The following is a 17,697-nucleotide window of genomic DNA, read 5'->3' on the forward strand; positions in this document are numbered from 1 at the left end:
ACAACATGAGCGGCGCATACCGGCGCGCCGCACGCTCGCCTGTCGCCGCAACCCGTCCGTTGCGCGCGCGCTCCCAACGCATGCCGTCACCGTCGCTATCGCCATTGCCGCGATGACGCGGCGCGCGCCGCTGCGCGTCCACGGCATTTCCATCGCTTCCTCCGCCGGTTCGCTCGCGAGCCGGCGCGCCCGTGTCGGGCAATCTTTTTCGCAAGGAGACCAGCAGTGAACATTCAGACACGACGCACCGTTGTCGTCGCGGCGGCACTCGTCGCGGCGCTGTCGGGCTGCGCGACCGAATCGTCGCGCACGCTCGACGTGCCTGCCGTGAGCAGCGCGCAGAAGCCGTATGTGGGCAAGCCCGTCGCGATCGCGATCGGCAAGTTCGACAACCGCTCGAGCTACATGCGCGGGATCTTCTCCGACGGCATCGACCGCCTCGGCGGCCAGGCCAAGACGATTCTCGTCACGCGCCTGCAGCAGAGCCGCCGCTTCAACGTGCTCGATCGCGAGAACCTCGACGAGATCAAGCAGGAAGCCGGCTTCATGAAGAAGGCGCAGGCCGTGAAGGGCGCGAACTACGTCGTGACCGGCGACGTGACCGAGTTCGGCCGCAAGGACGTCGGCGACCACCAGCTGTTCGGCATTCTCGGCAGCGGCAAGACGCAGGTCGCGTACGCGAAGGTCAACCTGAACATCGTCGACACGACGACGTCGGAAGTGGTCGCCTCGAGCCAGGGCGCCGGCGAATTCAGCCTGTCGAACCGCGAAGTGATCGGCTTCGGCGGCACCGCCGGCTACGACTCGACGCTCAACGGCAAGGTGCTCGACCTCGCGATCCAGGAAGCCGTGAATCACCTCGTCGACCAGGTCGACGCGGGCGTGCTGAAGGCGACGAAGTAAGCGCGGTGCGCCGTACGGCGCACCGGATCAATCATCGAATCACAAGAGACCAAACAATGAAACGGGGAATCTGGCTGCCGGCGACGGCAGCCGCCATGCTGCTCGCGGGCTGCGCCGCGCCGACCACGCCGCCGCTCTATCAGTGGAACGGCTATCAGCCGCAGGTGTACGAATACTTCAAGGGCCAATCGTCGCCGCAACAGCAGATCGACGCGCTCGAAAAGGCGCTGCAGGAAATCCGTGCGAAGGGCAACAAGCCGCCGCCCGGCTTCCATGCGCATCTCGGGATGCTCTACGCGAGCGTGGGCAGCGAACAGCAGGCGGGCCAGGAGTTCGAGGCCGAGAAGGCGCTGTTCCCGGAATCCGCGTCGTACATGGATTTCCTGATGAAGAAGAAGGCCGCGCCGACCGCCGCAGCGACCACCGCGGCTGCAAGCGCGCCGACCCCGTCGGCCGCCGGCCAGACGCTCGCCGGCCGCAAGAACGCCGATACGACTTCCGCCAAACAGTAACGCGCCCGCCATGTTCAAGACACTTTCATTCAAGCTGATGTCCGTGCTGTCGCTCGTCGCGCTGCTGAGCGCATGCGCGCAGCCCGTCAAACGCGCCGACTACACGGCGTTCAAGAACAGCCATCCGCGCTCGATCCTCGTGCTGCCGCCGATCAACGAAACGACCGACGTCGGCGCGACCTACGGCGTGCTGTCGCAGATGACGCTGCCGCTCGCCGAGTCGGGCTACTACGTGGTGCCGGTCGCGGTGATGGACGAGACGTTCAAGCAGAACGGCCTCACCAACGCCGCGGAGATCCAGGGCACGTCGCCGGCGAAGCTGCGCGAGATCTTCGGCGCCGATGCCGCGCTGTACACGAAGATCACGAAATACGGCTCGGTCTACCAGGTGCTGGACAGCACGACGGTGGTCGCGGCGTCGGCGAAGCTCGTCGACCTGCGGACCGGCGACGTGCTGTGGCAGGGCGCCGGCCGCGCGACCGGCAAGGAGCTCGGCAACAACGTGAACGTCAACGCGTTCGGTCTCGTCGGGATGCTGGTGCAGGCGGCGGTCAAGCAGATCGCCCATTCGCTGACCGACGAGGCGCACGACGTCGCCGCGCTGACCAGCAACCGCCTGCTGTCCGCCGGCCCGCCGAACGGGCTGCTGTACGGGCCGCACTCGCCGAAGTACGGCACCGACTAAGCGGGGCGCTTCCGCACCTCGGCAACCCCGCTTGCCCGTTGCGCGGAAGCCGCGATAGCCGATGAAACGGCCGCGCATGCGCGGCCGTTTTGCGTTGCAGCGCGAGCGCGTGCCGCACGCGCCGCTCAGTGCACGCCGAACGCGTCCAGCAGCCTGTACCAGCTCATCGCGAGCACCAGCGCCGGCGTGCGCAGCGTCGCGCCGCCGGGGAAGTCGCGGTGGCGGATCTTGTCGAACAGGTCGAAGCGGCTCGCCTGGCCGTCGATCGCTTCGGCGATCAGCTTGCCCGCGAGCGCGGTCGTGTTCACGCCGTGTCCCGAGAAGCCCTGCGCGAAGTAGGTGGTCGGCGTCACGCGCCCGAAATGCGGCGCGCGGTTCATCGTGATGTCGACGAAACCGCCCCACGCATAGTCGATCTTCACGTCCGCGAGTTGCGGGAACGTCTTCAACATGTCCGCGCGCATCGCGGCCGCGAGGTTGCGCGGCGGCCGCGTCGAATAGCTGACCTTGCCGCCCCAGACGAGCCGCGTGTCCGGCGCCGGCCGGAAGTAGTCGAGCACGAAGCGGCTATCGCAGACGGCCGCGCGCGCCGGCATCAGCGCGGCGGCGCGCGCGTCGCCGAGCGGCTCGGTCGCGATCACGTAGGTGCCGACCGGCATGATCTTCTTCGCCAGCGCGGGCGCCAGCGTGCCGACGTAGGTGTTGCACGCGAGCACCACGAAGCGCGCACGCACGTGGCCTCCAGCGGTCTCGACAACATGGCCGCCCGCCACGTCGCGCACGCGCGTCACGCAGCTGTCCTCGTGGATCCGCACGCCGGCGTCGGTCGCCGCGCGCGCAAGCCCGAGCGTGTAGTTGAGCGGATGCAGATGACCGCTGTCGGGGTCGTACAGGCCGCCGCGATAGCGCGCCGACTGCACGAAGTCGCCGAGCGCGTCCGCTTCGACGAAATGCAAGCGCTCGTAGCCGAAGCGCTTCGCGGCCTCGTCGCGCCAGCGCTTCAGCGCATCGGCGTCGCGCTCGGTGTTCGCCGCGGTCAGGTAGCCGGGCACCAGCGCGCAGTCGATCGCATGCTTGTCGATCCGCGCCTTCACGAGCGACAGCGTCTCGAGTCCCATCTCCCAGATCCGCTTCACGTCGCTGTCCGGCATGAAGTTGCCGAACGTATCGATGTCGCACGCGAAGCCGCCGATCAGCTGCCCGCCGTTGCGCCCGCTCGCCGCCCATCCGACCCGCGACGCCTCGAGCACGGTCACCGAATGGCCGCGCTCCGCGAGGTTCAGGGCGGCCGACAGGCCGGTGAGGCCCGCGCCGATCACGCACACGTCGGCGTCGGTCGCGCCGGCGAGCGGCGCATGGCGGGTCGTATCGTTGACGGTCGCCGCGTAGTACGACGCGACGTGGGGCTGGTTCGCGAATGTCTGCATGATGTGGATGTGATCGATTGGCTCAGAACAGCTCGCGCACGCGGTGATACAGCATGCCGAGTTCGAGCGCCGGCTGGCGCCACGCGTCGCCGCCCGGAAAGCGCCGGTGGCGCAGCTGCGCGAACAGGTCGAACGCGCGCGTGTCGCCCGCGATCGCGGCGGCCACCGCGCGTCCGGCGATGCCGGTCAGCGCGACGCCGTGGCCGCTGAAGCCTTGTACGTAGAAGAAGTTGCGATCGAGCGCGCCGAAGTCCGGCGCGCGGTTGCGCGTGACGTCGACGAAGCCGCCCCACGCATGCTCGACGCGCGCGTCGGCGAGTTGCGGGAACACGCCGGTCATGCGCTGGCGGATCGCTTCGGCGAGCACCTCGGGCGGCGCGCCCGCCGAGCTCGCGCGGCCGCCGAACAGCATCCGGTGGTCGGCCGACAGCCGGAAGTAGTCGAGGAAGACGTTGTTGTCGCACACGGCTTCGCGCTGCGCGATCAGCGCGTCGGCGCGCGCGCGCCCGAGCGGCTCGGTCGCGATGATGTACGACGCGACCGGCGCGATGCGCGCGGCCGTCGCGGCCGGCAGGATGCCGCCCGGCCCCGCGTTGCAGCACGACACGACGAAGCCGCAGCGCACCTCGCCCGACGGCGTGCGCACGACCGGCCGCGCGCCGCGCGCGACGTCGAGCGCCGGCGTGTGCGCATGCAGCGCGACGCCTTCGCGCCGCGCGGCGTCGGCGAGGCCCAGGCAATACTTGAGCGGATGCAGATGGCCCGACAGCGGATCGTGAACGCCGGCCAGATAGCGCGGCGACGCGATGCGCGCGCGGATCCCGGCGGTGTCGAGCCATGACAGCGACGGGTGGCCCCAGCGCGTGCGCGCCGCGTCCATCCACGCACGCAGATCGCCGACGCGGCGCGGCTTGGTCGCGACCGTCAGGTAGCCGCGCGTGAAGTCGCAGTCGATCGCGTAGCGCGCGATGCGCTCGGCGATCAGCTCGACGCCGTCGAGCGACAGCGACCACGCGGCCCGCGCGCCGGCCGCGCCGAGCTGCCGCTCGATCACGCCGTCCTTGGCGAAGCCGGTGATCGCCTGGCCGCCGTTGCGGCCCGACGCGCCCCAGCCCGGGCGGTGCGCGTCGATCACCGCGACCGACAGCCCGCGCGCGCGGCATTCGAGCGCCGTCGACAGCCCGGCGAAGCCCGCGCCGATCACGCAGACGTCGACGTCGATCGCGCCGTCGAGCACCGGATCGTTGGTCGGCGGCCGCGTGACGCTGGCTTCGTAATACGAGTCGTGCGCGAGCGCATCGGCGCGGCGGGTGAAAGACTGCGGCATCGAACCGGCTCCCTCGGAGATGGCCGGAGGCGGTGCGCGACGCACCGCGATCCGGCCGGTTGAAATGACGCGGGACGCCGTGCTCGCGGCACGGCGTCCCGCGCGGCCTGCGTCAGAACGAATAGATGAACTGCGTCGCGAGCAGGTCGTTCGACTTGCCGTACGAACCGTCGTTGCGCAGGAACACCTTGTTGTTCGCCCAGTCGTGGCGGTATTCGACCTTCACGGTGATCTGCTGGGTCGGATAGAACAGCAGGTCGAGCGCGACGTCCTGACGGATCGCACCCTTGCAGTCGAAGCCCAGACCGCCGTTCGCCTTCGACGTCGCGAGACAGTCGGCGTCCACGCCGAAGCCGTTGTACGGATCCATGCCGTTGCCGTTCAGCGCGATGCCGCCGCCGCCGCCGCCGTTCTTGCTGTTGACGAGCGCGTCGTAGCGCAGCGTCACGCCCATGCGGCCGACCACCGGCGCGTTGAACTTGCGGTGCGCGAGCAGCGACAGCCCGTACCACTGCGCGAGCCCGCCGTTGTACGCCGCATTCTGCTGCTGGCCGTAGTCGAGCTCGGCGTTGTACTGCGTGTCCGCGAGCATGTAGGTCGCATCGAGTTCGCCGAAGAAGAACGTGCCGTAGCCGCTCCCGCCGTTGCCGCCCGGCCCGTAATGCACGACGCCGTTTGAGTCGAGCGCGCTCGCGAGCGTCTGCCGGCCGATGTTGATCGAGCCGCCGAGATCGAGCGCGCTCGACCACGTGTAGTCCGCGCGCGCGGTGAAGGTCGGCACCTTGTTGCTGGTCGTGATCGGATCGCCGAGCGCGTTGGTGCCCGTCTGCGTGACCGAGCCGTAGGTGCGGTACTGCTCGTTGCCGACGAAGAACTTCCACGCCCAGTTGCCCTTCGTGTAGTTCGCGCCCGCGCCGACGTAGCTGCCCGGATCGGAGAAGTCGTACAGCAGGTTGTGCGTGAGCGTGAGCATCTGGTTCGACTGCTGCACCTCGTAGCCGCCGAAGCTCGGGATCAGACCGGCGACCAGCGTGGTGGTCGCGCTGATCGGCACGTTGATGACCGCCGTGTTCAGCAGGTTGTCGGTGATCGAGCCGCGCGAGTTCTGCAGCAGCGTGATGCCGTTGCCGCGGTTCGGCATCAGCGTGATCTCGGCCGACGGCGCCATCGGGCCGACGCCGAACGTCTTCTTGATGTCGAGGTACAGATCGCCGAACGTGCTGTTGAAGTAGTTGTACGCGTTCTCGTGGTTCGCGAACAGGAACGACGACGAGCCGGCCGCGCGGTTGTAGATGTAGGTCGGATCGAGGTAGCCCGTCACCGACAGGCCCGCGAGCGGCCCGGTGGTGGCCGCGTCGGTCAGCGAGTCGACCTTCAGCTGCTGGTTCGCGATCTGCTGCTTCATTTCGCTGACTTCGTCGTTGGTCAGCGCGGCCTGCGCCTTGCCGTAATCCGGCGACGACGGGTCGGCCGCCACGATGGCCGGCCGCGCCGTGCCGCCGGAGCCGGCCGCCCCGGCCGCGCCGGCGTGGGCGACCGCGGCGCCGCCCGGCTGCGCGGCGAGCTGCGCCTGCATGGCCTTCATCTGCTTCTGCAGCGCGGCGACCTGCGCCTGCAGCGCCTTGATCTCGGCGGATGTGGAGCCGGCCAGCGCGACGCCCGGCAACGCGCCGGCCACCAGCAGGCAGATCAGTTTCTTCTTCATTGCGGACTCTCCTTGTCGTGCACCTGTCAATGTGTGATCTGTATTGCGCGCCGCATCGCGCGGCGCGCGGTCATGTTATGAACAGCTGGAAACGCAACTCACGCGGCCGCGAACGCCGCCTTCATGTCGGCCACGCGGCGTCGCTCGCGCGCGATCATCATCTGGTTGACGACGATCACGCCGATCGTCACGGCCGAGATGAACAGCGTCGCGAGCGCGTTCATCTCCGGGTTCAGCCCGAGCCGCACGCGCGAGAACACCACCAGCGGCAGCGTGGTCGAACCCGGCCCGGACAGGAACGCCGACAGCACCAGATCGTCGATCGACAGCGTGAACGACAGCAGCCAGCCGGACAGCAGCGCCTGCGAGATCAGCGGCAACGTGACCACGAAGAACACCTTCAGCGGCGTCGCGCCGAGATCGAGCGCCGCTTCTTCGAGCGACTTGTTCATCTCCTTCACGCGCGACTGCACGATGATCGCGACGTAGGACACGCAGAGCATCACGTGGCCGATCCAGATCGTCACCATCCCGCGGCCCTTCGGCCAGCCGAACATCTGCTCGAGCGCGACGAACAGCAGCAGCAGCGAGATGCCCTGGATCACCTCGGGAATCACCAGCGGCGCGTTGATCATCCCGGTGTACAGCGTGAAGCCCTTGAAGCGGCCGAAGCGCGCGAGCACGAAGCCGGCCCACGTGCCGATCACCACCGACGCGGTGGCCGTCAGCAGCCCGATCTTCAGCGACAGCCACGCGGCAGTCAGCAGCTCGTCGTCGTCCAGCAGCGCCGCGTACCACTTCAGCGAGAAGCCCGACCACACGGTCACCAGCTTCGACTCGTTGAACGAGTAGACGACCAGGCTGATGATCGGGATGTACAGGAACAGGAAGCCGAACGCGAGAACGCCGGTCGACAGCGGTTTGCTTGGCTTGATCATTTCGCTTCCTCCAGTTCCTTGACCTGGTAGTACTGGAACAACGCCATCGGCACCAGCAACAGCAGCACCATCGCGACCGTCACCGCGGACGCCATCGGCCAGTCCATGTTGTTGAAGAACTCGTCCCACATCACGCGGCCGATCATCAGCGTGTCGGCGCCGCCGAGCAGTTCCGGAATCACGTATTCGCCGACCGCCGGAATGAACACCAGCAGGCTGCCGGCGATGATCCCGTTCTTCGACAGCGGCAGCGTGATGCGCGTGAACGCGACCCACGGCTTCGCGCCGAGGTCGTACGCGGCCTCGAGCAGCGTGAGGTCCATCTTCACGAGGTGCGCGTACAGCGGCATCACCATGAACGGCAGATACGAATAGACCATCCCGATGTAGACGCCCGCGTCGCTGTGATAGAGGCGCAGCGGCGTATGGATGATGCCGAGCGCGATCAGCGCGTGGTTCAGCAGGCCGTCGTCCTTCAGGATGCCGATCCATGCGTACACGCGGATCAGGAACGACGTCCAGAACGGCAGCATCACGGCCATCATCAGCACGTTGCGCCGGCCGGGCTCCGCGCGCGCGATGTAGTAGGCCATCGGATAGCCGATCAGCAGGCACAGCAGCGTCGACACCGCGGCCATCTTCAGCGAGCTGAGATAGGTCGCGATGTACAGGTCGTCCTGCAGCAGGAACGCGTAGTGCGACAGCTGCAGCACGAAGTGCACGGCGCCGTCCTTCATCTCGACGAGCGACGTGTACGGCGGGATGCTCATCACCTGGTCGGCGAAGCTGATCTTGAACACCAGCACGAACGGCAGCGCGAAGAACACGGTGAGCCACAGGAACGGCACGCCGATCGCGACGCTGCGGCCCGACGGCAGCAGGCGCGACAGCGCGGCGAAGCGGCTGCGGCGCGCGCGGCCGGCGCCGGTGCTGGCCGCGCCGGCGGAAACCGGCGCGGACGGAGTGGAAGCGGAGGTTCTGATCATGGCGTCCTCATTGCGTCAGCACGACGCCGCTCGCCGGCGACCACGACACGAACACGTCGTCGTTCCACGACGGCGCGTCGTCGCGCATCAGGTTCGAGCTCGACAGGTTCGACACGACCGTCTTGCCGCTCGGCAGCCGCACGTGATACAGCGAGTAGCTGCCCATGTACGCGATGTCGGTCACCACGCCGCGCGCCCAGTTGTGATGCGAGCCGGGCTTCTCGCGCGACACGTTCACGCGCTCCGGGCGCACCGAGATGCCGACCGGCATCCCGAGCGGGCCGGTCACGCCGTGGCTCACGTACATGCGCGCCTCGAGGTCGTCGCTCTCGACGAAGATGTGATCGGGTTCGTCCTCGACCACGCGCCCCTCGAACAGGTTCGTCGAGCCGATGAATTCGGCCGAGAAGCGGCTGTTCGGGTATTCGTAGACTTCGCCGGGCGTGCCGATCTGCACGATCTTGCCTTCGCTCATCACCGCGAGCCGGCTCGCCATCGTCATCGCTTCCTCCTGGTCGTGCGTGACCATCACGCAGGTCACGTCGACCTTCTCGATGATGTTCACCAGTTCGAGCTGGGTCTTCTGGCGGATCTTCTTGTCGAGCGCCGACATCGGCTCGTCGAGCAGCAGCAGCTTCGGCCGCTTGACCAGCGAGCGCGCGAGCGCGACGCGCTGCTGCTGGCCGCCCGACAGCTGATGCGGCTTGCGCTTCGCGTACTTGCTCATCTGCACGAGCGCGAGCGCGTCGGCCACGCGCTCCTTGATCTCGTTCTTCGGCGTGCCTTCCTGCTTGAGCCCGAACGCGACGTTCGACTCGACCGACATGTGCGGAAACAGCGCGTACGACTGGAACATCATGTTCACCGGCCGGCGGTACGGCGGCAGCGACGCAAGGTCTTCGCCGTCGACGAAGATCTTGCCGGAGGTGGCCGTCTCGAGGCCGGCCAGCATGCGCAGCAACGTCGACTTGCCGCAGCCCGAGCTGCCGAGCAGCGCGAACAGCTCGTTCTTCGCGATGGTCAGGTTCACGTTGTCGACGGCCGTGCTGTCGCCGAACTTCTTCACGACGTTTTCGATGCGCACGAACGCGTCGTTCTTCGAACGGGCCACGGCGGCCGGCTGGGCCTGGCGTGCAGCAGCGGAAGAGGGTATCGATTGCATGGGATTCACCATTCGTTCTTCACGGATTGCAGGCATGAGCGTCCCCGCACGAGGCGCGCAACGCGACTCGCGGACGAACGGCTCGTGCCGGATGGAACCGGGCGCGCGGTGCGCGCGGGCGGACGGACGGTCCGCCGATTCAGGCGGGCACGCGTTCAGTACGCGCGTGCGCCGCCATGACGAAGCCGGCTCAGTGGCCCGTCTTCAACTGCGCCCACAGACGGTTTTCGAGGCGCAGGATGTCGGCCGGCATCGGCTTCATCAGCACCATCTTCTTCAGCACGTCCTCCGGCGGATAGACGGTCGGGTCCTGCGCGACGGCCGGCGTGACGAACTGGTGCGCCGCCTTGTTCGCGGTCGGATAGAACACCGTGTTGGTGATCGCCGCGTTGACCTTCGCGTCGGACACGTAGTTGATCCACTTCATCGCGGCCTCGGGGTGCGGTGCATCCTTCGGCACCACCATCACGTCGAACCACAACAGCCCGCCTTCCTTCGGGTTCGAGAACTTGATGTCGTACGAGCGTTTCGCCTCGGCCGCGCGGCGATGCGCGATGCCGACGTCGCCCGACCAGCCGAGCACGACGCACACGTCGTTGTTCGCGAGGTCGTTGATGTAGCCCGACGAGTTGAACTGCGTGATGTACGGGCGAACCTTCTTCAGCACCTCGAACGCGGCCTGGTAGTCGCCGGGGTTCTTGCTGTTCGGATCGCGGCCCATGTACTGCAGCGTCGCCGCGAACACGTCGACCGCCTGGTCGAGGAACGACACGCCGCAGCTCTTCAGCTTCTCCATGTTGGCCGGGTCGAACACCAGCGCCCAGCTGTCGACCGGCGCCTTGTCGCCGAGCGCCTTCTTCACCGCCTGCGCGTTGTAGCCGATGCCGTCGGTGCCGTAGGCCCACGGCACGCCGTACTGGTTGCCCGGATCGGCGTCGGCGATCATCTTCATCAGCAGCGGATCGAGGTTCGCGAGATTCGGGATCTTCGACTTGTCGAGCTTCTGGTAGACGCCGGCCTGGATCTGCTTGGCCATGTAGTTCGAGGTCGGCACGACGATGTCGTAGCCCGAGCTGCCGGCGAGGAGCTTCGCCTGCAGCGTGTCGTCGCTGTCGTAGTTGTCGTACTTGACGTGGATGCCGGTCTGTTTCTGGAAGTTCGGGATCGTGTCCGGCGCGATGTAGTCGGACCAGTTGTAGACGTTCAGCTCGTCCGCGTGGGCGCACGGGCTGGCGACCGACGTGAACGCGGCGGCGGCGGCGAGGGCCGCGATGGAACAGGCTTGGCGAAGAAAGCAGGCACGCATGGTGGAGTTCCCCTGGTTATGGCGGCGTGCGGCGCCCGCCGCACGCCCGTAGTCAAAGCCGTTACGAAAGGCCCAGCTGCTGGGCGGTTGCATCGACGGCTTTCTTCGCCTTCGATACGAGTTCGTCGATTTCCTGACGCGAGATCACGAGCGGCGGCGACAGCAGCATCCGGTCGCCGGTCGCACGCATGACCAGGTTGCCGTTGAAGCAGAAGTCGCGGCAGATCGTGCCCACCTCGCCGCCGTTCGCGAAGCGGCGGCGCTCGGCCGGCGCCTGCGCGAGCTGCAGGCTCGCGACCATCCCCTGGCCGTGCACCTCGCCGACGATCGGATGCTGCGCGAAGGTGTCGCGCATCAGCGCCTGGAAGTACGGGCCCGTGTCGCGCTTCACGCGCTCGACGATGCCTTCGTCGCGCAGCAGCTTCAGGTTCGCGACCGCGACGGCCGCCGCGACCGGGTGGCCCGAGTACGTGAGGCCGTGATTGAACTCGCCGTTGTCGATGATCGGCCGCGCGACGCGCTCGTGAATGCCGACCGCGCCCATCGGCACGTAACCGGACGTGAGGCCCTTGGCCATCGTGATCAGGTCGGGCTCGAAGCCGAAGTGCTGGTGTGCGAACCATTCGCCGGTGCGCCCGAAGCCGCCGATCACTTCGTCGGCGACCAGCAGGATGTCGTACTTGCGGCAGATCCGCTGGATCTCCGGCCAGTACGTCGACGGCGGGAAGATCACGCCGCCCGCGCCCTGGAACGGCTCGCCGATGAACGCGGCGACGTTCTCCGCGCCGAGCTCGAGGATCTTCGCCTCCAGTTGCTGTGCGCGGGCGAGGCCGAACGCTTCGGGCGTCTCGCCCGCTTGCGCTTCGCCGAAGAAGTACGGCTGATCGATGTGCACGATGTGCTCGACCTTCGACGGCATCTGCTCGTGCATGTAGTCCATCCCGCCGAGCGTCGCGCCGGCGATCGTCGAGCCGTGATAGCCGTTGTGGCGCGAGATCACGTACTTCTTCTGCGGCTTGCCCTGCACGCGCCAGTATTGATAGACGAGGCGCAGCACGGTGTCGTTGCCTTCCGAGCCGCTGTTGCAATAGAAGAAGTGGTTGAAGCCCGCGGGCGTGACTTCGGCGAGCATCGCCGACAGTTCGATCACCGGCGGGTGCGTGGTCTTGAAGAACGTGTTGTAGAACGGCAGCTCCTGCAGCTGGCGATACGCGGCGTCGGCGAGTTCCTTGCGGCCGTAGCCGACGTTCACGCACCACAGGCCGGCCATCCCGTCGATGATCTTGTTGCCGTCCGAGTCCCACAGGTACACGCCGTCGGCCTTCACGATCACGCGGCTGCCGGCGCGATTGAGCGCGCCCATGTCCGAGAACGGATGGATGTGGTGCGCGGCGTCGAGCGCGCGGTATTCGGCGGTCGTGCGCGCCTGCGTGGTGCGCGGTGCGGTGGCCGGCGCGGCCGGCTGGACCCAGGCGGATTCGTTGCGGTAAGTCATGTTTTCTCCGTATTTCCGTAATGCGATCGTGCGCCGCTTACACGTGCAGCAGCAGATGACGGCGTTCCCACGAGCTGATCACGCGGAAGAACGCTTCGTATTCGGTTTCCTTCAGCGCGAAATACGCCTTCAGGAACTTGTCGCCGAGGATGCCGGCGAGCGGCTCGCACGCGGCCATCAGCGTGAGCCCTTCCTCCAGGTTGCGCGGCAGCTGGTACGGCAGCGAGTAGCCGTCGCTGACGAGCGGCTCGGTCGGCTCGAGGCGCTGCGTCATCCCGAGGTAGCCGGCTGCGAGCGTCGCCGCGAGCGCGAGATACGGGTTGCAGTCGACGCCCGGAATGCGGTTCTCGATGCGGCGCGCGGCCGGCCCCGAATGCGGAATGCGGAAGCCCACCGTGCGGTTGTCGTAGCCCCACTGCACGTTGATCGGCGCGGCCATGAAGCGCGACAGCCGGCGATACGAGTTGATGTACGGCGCGAAGATCGGCATCAGCGCGGGCGTGTACTTCTGCAGCCCGGCGAGGTAGTTGTAGAACAGCGACGTCGCGCCGCCCGTCTCCGGCGACGTGAACAGGTTGCGGCCCGTTTCCTCGTCGACGATGCTCTGGTGCACGTGCATCGCGGAGCCCGGCTCGCCTTCCATCGGCTTGGCCATGAAGGTCGCGTACATGCTGTGGCGCAGCGCGGCCTCGCGCACCGTGCGCTTGAACAGGAACACTTGGTCCGCAAGCGACAGCGCGTCGCCGTGCATGAAGTTGATCTCCATCTGCGCGGCGCCCACTTCGTGGATCAGCGTGTCGATGTCGAGGTTCTGCATTTCGCAGTATTCGTAGATGTCCTCGAACAGCGGATCGAACTCGTTGACGGCCTCGATCGAATACGACTGGCGGCCCGTCTCGGGGCGGCCCGTGCGGCCGACCGGCGGACGCAGCGGCAGGTCCGGATCCTTGTTCATGTCGACCAGGTAGAACTCCAGCTCGGGCGCGACCACGGGCTTCCAGCCCTTCGCCTTGTACAGCTCGAGCACGCGGCGCAGCACGTAGCGCGGCGAGATCTCGACCGGCGAGCCGTCAAAGTGCACGCAGTCGTGGATCACCTGCGCGGTCGGATCGACGGCCCACGGAATCAGGCGGATGGTCGACGTGTCGGGCACGCACACCATGTCGGGGTCGGTCACGCCGGTCAGCGAACCGTCTTCCGGATATTCGCCGGTGACCGTCTGCACCATCACGGCCTGCGGCAGCCGCATCGATTCGCCGGACGTGAACTTGTTGCGCGGCGTGATCTTGCCGCGTGCGATGCCGGCCATGTCGGGGATGATCGCTTCGATCTCGGTGATCCGGTGCTGCTTCAGAAAGTCTTCGATGTCTTGCATGTTCGTTCTCGTTATGTGGGTCGGCGCGCTCATGCGAGCGCAGCGGAGCACGCGGCCTGCGTGCGCGCGTGGCGGCGTGCGCGGCATGCGTCGCCGAACGCGCGGAAGATCGCCGTGGACAGCGGGTCCTGCGCGTGCCGCCATTCTGGATGCCATTGCACGGCGAGCGCGAACGCCGGTGCGTCGACGACGCTGACGGCTTCGATCAGACCGTCCGGCGCCACGGCTTCGACGGCGAGGCCGGCGCCGAGCTGCGCGATGCCTTGCTTGTGCAGCGAGTTGACGTGGACGTCGTCGCGGCCGCCCACGAGCGTGTGCAGCAGGCCGCCCGGCGTCAGATGCACGACGTGTGCGGGGCCGTACTGCGTGTCCATCGGCGCGTCGTCGTCCTCGCGGTGATCGTCGAGGCCCGGCACTTCGTGCACGCGCTGATGCAGCGTGCCGCCGCAGACGACGTTCAGCTCCTGAAAGCCGCGGCAGACGGCGAGCACCGGCACGCCCGCGTCGAGCGCGGCGCGCAGCAGCGGCAGCGTCGTCGCGTCGCGGGCCGGATCGTGCTTGGTGCCGGGCGCGCTCGGCTCGCCGCCGTATCGATGCGGCTCGACGTTCGAGTAGCTGCCGGTAAACAGCAGGCCGTCGACCGTCGCGAGCACGTCGTCCACCGACTGGCGATCGCCGAGCGCGGGCAGCACCATCGCAAGCGCGTGCGCGCCGTCGACGATCGCCGCGACGTACTTGTCGCCGACCGTATGCGACGCGTGAGCGCCGATCTGCGTGAGGTCGGCAGTGATGCCGACGAGAGGTTTCCTTTCCATGACGTCTATCAGTTGTGCGTAGGGCGTGTGCGTGCGCGGTTCCCGAACGTGCAGGAACGCAGGCGCGACACGGCCCCGCAGCCGCGCGCAACACGCGAGGCCGCTGATGAATGGGCACGACGGGACGATTGGCGACCCGTGCTGTGCGCGACGGTCAGGCTGTCGTTCGTTTCGCTGCGTGACGCGACGCAGCAACGAATGCGCGAACGCGTTCCGTCACCGCGCGGATGGCGCGGTTAGCGAGCAGGCAGCAGAAACGAACGACGAAAAAGGGGAGAGGCGCTACGGCAGCAGCGACGCGACTTCGTCGGTGTCGACGGCCACGAATGCACGTGCGGAAACAGCGTTGTGACGCCGAACGGAACGACGGGACAGGATGGTGTAGATCGACAGGTGCAGCAGGCGAGGACTATGCCAGCCGCAACTGCCATCGGAAGCGGGTCCGGCGCTGCGCGAACTTCGCGCATCGCGTCGATCCCACCTCACCAGAGGGCCACGGACTCTCACGATTACACTCGACTGGGTTGTTGAAAGTATTGAACACCTGATCGTTTCGGCGCGCGAGGCGTTTAAAATAATCGAGGTGCCCGATCCGCATCATTGACGTCGAACTGCACCGGTTTTTGCGTTGCGATAACGCTTTTGGTGCGGATGATCGACGAATGACGCTGACCTGAGAGCCAGCATATACGAGCCAAAAACGCCGTCAAATGTTTTTTGTCGGTGTCGTGTCAGGGCTTTCCCGAGGCATTCCGAATAAAAGATTCTTAAATGGAATGACCCGCTCGCTGTTCATTATTTCGAACGCCTTTCAGGGTTTTCCCCGCTGATCCGGGCGATAAAGTGATTAGAATATTCAACGGCAGCCAATGCGTCGCTTCACTTTTTTCCCGCACTCCTATCGTGTCCGAAACCGAATCGATGTCCACTGAAGTCGCCGAGCGTCTGCGTTTCGTGCGCAACAAGCATGGCCTGTCGCAGCGCGAGCTCGCAAAGCGCGCGGGCGTGACCAACGGCGCGATCTCGCTGATCGAACAGGGGCGCGTGAGCCCGTCGGTCGGCTCGCTGAAGAAGCTGCTCGAATGTATTCCGATGAGTCTCGCCGAGTTCTTCACGTTCGAACTGGTCGAGTCGCGCTCGGTCGTGTCGCGTCGCGATCAGATGCCGAACCTCGGCAACGACGCGCTCGCGTTTCATCTCGTCGGCGCGGGCGTGAAGGATCGCAACATGTGCATCATGCGCGAGATCTATCAGCCGCTCGCCGACACCGGCGCGGAGATGCTCGCGCATGCGGGGCACGAGGGCGGCGTCGTCGTGTCGGGGCGGCTCGAGCTGACCGTCGACGGCGAGACCTGGCTGCTCGATCCCGGGGACGGCTACTACTTCGAAAGCCGTTTGCCGCACCGTTTTCGCAATCCCAGCGCGGAGCAGCTCTGCGAGGTCGTGTCGGCCAATTCGCCGGCCACCTTCTGACCGCGCATCACCGCATTCGCCGCCGGCAGCGTTGCCGTTGCGCGGCGTGCCGCAGCGCGAATGCCAAACAATGAGAAATCCTGATGAACAAGTTGACTTTGGCTGACTGGCAGGACAAGGCGGCGTCGCTCCGGATCGAAGGGCGCGCATTCATCGACGGCGCGTCGCGCGACGCGCATGGCGGCAAGACGTTCGACTGCGTGAGCCCGATCGACGGCCGCGTGCTCGCGAAGGTGGCCGACTGCGGCGAAGCCGACGTGAACGCGGCCGTCGCGGCCGCGCGGCGCGCGTTCGACGCCGGCGTGTGGGCCGGGCTGAACCCGCGCGCGCGCAAGGCCGTGCTGCTGCGCTGGGCCGCGCTGATGCGCACGCATCTCGACGAACTCGCGCTGCTCGAGACGCTCGATGCGGGCAAGCCGATCGGCGACACGACGACGGTCGACGTGCCGGGCGCCGCGTATTGCGTCGAGTGGTTCGCCGAAGCGATCGACAAGGTCGGCGGCGAGGTCGCGCCGGCCGATCATCATCTGGTGGGTCTCGTCACGCGCGAGCCGGTCGGCGTGGTCGCGGCCGTCGTGCCGTGGAATTTCCCGATCCTGATGGCCGCGTGGAAGTTCGGGCCGGCGCTCGCGGCCGGCAACAGCGTCGTGCTGAAGCCGTCGGAGAAATCGCCGCTGACCGCGATCCGGGTCGCGCAGCTCGCGTACGAGGCCGGCATCCCGGCCGGCGTGTTCAACGTCGTGCCGGGCGCGGGCGAGCCGGGCAAGCTGCTCGCGCTGCATCGCGACGTCGACTGCATCGCGTTCACCGGCTCGACCGCGGTGGGCAAGCTGATCATGCAGTACGCCGCGCAGTCGAACCTCAAGCGCGCGTGGCTCGAGCTCGGCGGCAAGTCGCCGAACATCGTGCTGCCCGATTGTCCGGATCTCGAGCGCGCCGCGCAGGCCGCCGCGGGCGCGATCTTCTACAACATGGGCGAGATGTGCACGGCCGGCTCGCGCCTGCTCGTGCATCGCGACATCAAGGACGCGTTCATCGAGAAGCTGGTCGCGGCCGCGCGTGCGTACGTGCCGGGCAATCCGCTCGATCCGTCGGTGTCGATGGGCGCGATCGTCGACGGCATCCAGCTCGAGCGTGTGCTCGGCTACATCGAAGCGGGGCGCAGCGAGGGCACGCTGGTCACCGGCGGCGCGCGCGTGCGGCAGGAGACGGGCGGCTTCTACGTCGAGCCGACCGTGTTCGAAGTGAAGCCCGACGCGAAGATCGCGCGCGAGGAGATCTTCGGGCCGGTGCTGTCGGTGATCGTGTTCGACGATGTCGACGAGGCCGTGCGGATCGCGAACGACACCGAATACGGGCTCGCGGCCGCCGTCTGGACGTCGGACCTGACGACCGCGCACGACGTGTCGCGCCGGCTGCGCGCGGGCACGGTGTGGGTGAACTGCTACGACGAAGGCGGCGACATGAACTTCCCGTTCGGCGGCTACAAGCAGTCGGGCAACGGCCGCGACAAGTCGCTGCATGCGCTCGAGAAGTACACCGAGCTGAAGTCGACGCTGATCCGGTTGCGGTGAGGTGGGAGCGGGGC

Annotated in this window: 16 protein-coding genes; 5 read left to right on the forward strand and 11 right to left on the reverse strand. The window is 67.1% G+C overall.

Annotated elements, in window-relative coordinates; all coding sequences use genetic code 11:
* Positions 1 to 225 precede the first annotated feature (225 nt).
* The 3 genes from MBR110_RS02980 to MBR110_RS02990 are packed head-to-tail and all read left to right on the forward strand — an operon-like array spanning position 226 to position 2,100.
* Positions 226 to 903 carry a CsgG/HfaB family protein gene (locus MBR110_RS02980; protein ID WP_011886244.1) on the forward strand — a complete coding sequence of 226 codons (678 nt, stop codon included), beginning with the start codon at positions 226 to 228 and terminating at the stop codon, positions 901 to 903.
* Positions 904 to 959: 56 nt separating this feature from the next.
* Positions 960 to 1,415, forward strand: a complete 456-nt coding sequence (locus tag MBR110_RS02985; RefSeq protein WP_011886243.1) for a DUF4810 domain-containing protein — start codon at positions 960 to 962, stop codon at positions 1,413 to 1,415.
* A gap of 10 nt (positions 1,416 to 1,425) precedes the next feature.
* Entirely contained in the window at positions 1,426 to 2,100 is a 675-nt protein-coding gene (locus tag MBR110_RS02990) for a DUF799 domain-containing protein (RefSeq protein ID WP_011886242.1), read from the forward strand.
* A gap of 125 nt (positions 2,101 to 2,225) precedes the next feature.
* Here MBR110_RS02990 and MBR110_RS02995 read toward each other — a convergent pair whose 3' ends face one another.
* From MBR110_RS02995 to MBR110_RS32020, 11 genes are all read right to left on the reverse strand, one after another.
* On the reverse strand, positions 2,226 to 3,527 hold the full coding sequence (locus MBR110_RS02995; protein ID WP_011886241.1) for an NAD(P)/FAD-dependent oxidoreductase: 1,302 nt from the start codon (positions 3,525 to 3,527) through the stop codon (positions 2,226 to 2,228).
* A 22-nt stretch (positions 3,528 to 3,549) separates the two neighbouring features.
* Positions 3,550 to 4,854: an NAD(P)/FAD-dependent oxidoreductase gene (locus MBR110_RS03000; protein WP_011886240.1), complete on the reverse strand. Its 1,305-nt coding sequence runs from the start codon at positions 4,852 to 4,854 to the stop codon at positions 3,550 to 3,552.
* A 112-nt stretch (positions 4,855 to 4,966) separates the two neighbouring features.
* Complete coding sequence (locus MBR110_RS03005) at positions 4,967 to 6,559, reverse strand: DUF3138 family protein (RefSeq protein WP_011886239.1); 1,593 nt, start codon at positions 6,557 to 6,559, stop codon at positions 4,967 to 4,969.
* Positions 6,560 to 6,657: 98 nt separating this feature from the next.
* Positions 6,658 to 7,497 carry an ABC transporter permease subunit gene (locus MBR110_RS03010; RefSeq protein WP_011886238.1) on the reverse strand — a complete coding sequence of 280 codons (840 nt, stop codon included), beginning with the start codon at positions 7,495 to 7,497 and terminating at the stop codon, positions 6,658 to 6,660.
* Positions 7,494 to 8,480 carry an ABC transporter permease subunit gene (locus MBR110_RS03015; RefSeq protein ID WP_041493993.1) on the reverse strand — a complete coding sequence of 329 codons (987 nt, stop codon included), beginning with the start codon at positions 8,478 to 8,480 and terminating at the stop codon, positions 7,494 to 7,496. Before MBR110_RS03015 ends, MBR110_RS03010 begins: the two co-directional genes overlap by 4 nt.
* 10 nt (positions 8,481 to 8,490) lie before the next feature.
* Positions 8,491 to 9,645, reverse strand: a complete 1,155-nt coding sequence (locus MBR110_RS03020) for an ABC transporter ATP-binding protein (protein WP_014723792.1) — start codon at positions 9,643 to 9,645, stop codon at positions 8,491 to 8,493.
* Positions 9,646 to 9,835: 190 nt separating this feature from the next.
* Positions 9,836 to 10,951 carry a polyamine ABC transporter substrate-binding protein gene (locus MBR110_RS03025; protein WP_175994308.1) on the reverse strand — a complete coding sequence of 372 codons (1,116 nt, stop codon included), beginning with the start codon at positions 10,949 to 10,951 and terminating at the stop codon, positions 9,836 to 9,838.
* A gap of 61 nt (positions 10,952 to 11,012) precedes the next feature.
* Positions 11,013 to 12,446 (reverse strand): aspartate aminotransferase family protein, encoded by a 1,434-nt coding sequence (locus MBR110_RS03030; RefSeq protein ID WP_011886234.1) that lies wholly within the window; start codon positions 12,444 to 12,446, stop codon positions 11,013 to 11,015.
* 37 nt (positions 12,447 to 12,483) lie between these two features.
* Positions 12,484 to 13,821, reverse strand: coding sequence for a glutamine synthetase family protein (locus tag MBR110_RS03035; protein WP_011886233.1), 1,338 nt, complete (start codon positions 13,819 to 13,821; stop codon positions 12,484 to 12,486).
* A 29-nt stretch (positions 13,822 to 13,850) separates the two neighbouring features.
* A complete protein-coding gene (locus MBR110_RS03040; RefSeq protein ID WP_181709159.1) occupies positions 13,851 to 14,636 on the reverse strand; it encodes a gamma-glutamyl-gamma-aminobutyrate hydrolase family protein in 786 nt (261 codons plus the stop codon).
* A gap of 282 nt (positions 14,637 to 14,918) precedes the next feature.
* A complete protein-coding gene (locus MBR110_RS32020) occupies positions 14,919 to 15,143 on the reverse strand; it encodes a hypothetical protein (RefSeq protein WP_011886231.1) in 225 nt (74 codons plus the stop codon).
* A gap of 414 nt (positions 15,144 to 15,557) precedes the next feature.
* Between MBR110_RS32020 and MBR110_RS03045 the strand changes: the two genes are divergently transcribed.
* Together MBR110_RS03045 and MBR110_RS03050 are read left to right on the forward strand one after the other, a co-directional pair.
* Positions 15,558 to 16,109, forward strand: coding sequence for a cupin domain-containing protein (locus tag MBR110_RS03045; RefSeq protein ID WP_011886230.1), 552 nt, complete (start codon positions 15,558 to 15,560; stop codon positions 16,107 to 16,109).
* 83 nt (positions 16,110 to 16,192) lie between these two features.
* Positions 16,193 to 17,683, forward strand: a complete 1,491-nt coding sequence (locus MBR110_RS03050; RefSeq protein WP_014723787.1) for an aldehyde dehydrogenase — start codon at positions 16,193 to 16,195, stop codon at positions 17,681 to 17,683.
* Positions 17,684 to 17,697 lie beyond the last annotated feature (14 nt).

The sequence above is a fragment of the Burkholderia sp. MBR-1 genome (assembly GCF_013822785.1).
In the GTDB taxonomy this organism is placed as follows: Bacteria; Pseudomonadota; Gammaproteobacteria; order Burkholderiales; family Burkholderiaceae; genus Burkholderia; species Burkholderia vietnamiensis.

Bases quoted from the DNA above. Each gene is read 5' to 3' on its own strand.
- MBR110_RS03010 (WP_011886238.1), bottom strand. From the start codon at position 7,497: ATGATCAAGCCAAGCAAACCGCTGTCGACCGGCGTTCTCGCGTTCGGC.
- MBR110_RS03030 (WP_011886234.1), bottom strand. From the start codon at position 12,446: ATGACTTACCGCAACGAATCCGCCTGGGTCCAGCCGGCCGCGCCGGCC.
- MBR110_RS03005 (WP_011886239.1), bottom strand. From the start codon at position 6,559: ATGAAGAAGAAACTGATCTGCCTGCTGGTGGCCGGCGCGTTGCCGGGC.
- MBR110_RS02985 (WP_011886243.1), top strand. From the start codon at position 960: ATGAAACGGGGAATCTGGCTGCCGGCGACGGCAGCCGCCATGCTGCTC.
- MBR110_RS02990 (WP_011886242.1), top strand. From the start codon at position 1,426: ATGTTCAAGACACTTTCATTCAAGCTGATGTCCGTGCTGTCGCTCGTC.
- MBR110_RS03035 (WP_011886233.1), bottom strand. From the start codon at position 13,821: ATGCAAGACATCGAAGACTTTCTGAAGCAGCACCGGATCACCGAGATC.
- MBR110_RS03025 (WP_175994308.1), bottom strand. From the start codon at position 10,951: ATGCGTGCCTGCTTTCTTCGCCAAGCCTGTTCCATCGCGGCCCTCGCC.
- MBR110_RS03020 (WP_014723792.1), bottom strand. From the start codon at position 9,645: ATGCAATCGATACCCTCTTCCGCTGCTGCACGCCAGGCCCAGCCGGCC.
- MBR110_RS03040 (WP_181709159.1), bottom strand. From the start codon at position 14,636: ATGGAAAGGAAACCTCTCGTCGGCATCACTGCCGACCTCACGCAGATC.
- MBR110_RS03045 (WP_011886230.1), top strand. From the start codon at position 15,558: ATGTCCACTGAAGTCGCCGAGCGTCTGCGTTTCGTGCGCAACAAGCAT.
- MBR110_RS03000 (WP_011886240.1), bottom strand. From the start codon at position 4,854: ATGCCGCAGTCTTTCACCCGCCGCGCCGATGCGCTCGCGCACGACTCG.
- MBR110_RS02995 (WP_011886241.1), bottom strand. From the start codon at position 3,527: ATGCAGACATTCGCGAACCAGCCCCACGTCGCGTCGTACTACGCGGCG.
- MBR110_RS03050 (WP_014723787.1), top strand. From the start codon at position 16,193: ATGAACAAGTTGACTTTGGCTGACTGGCAGGACAAGGCGGCGTCGCTC.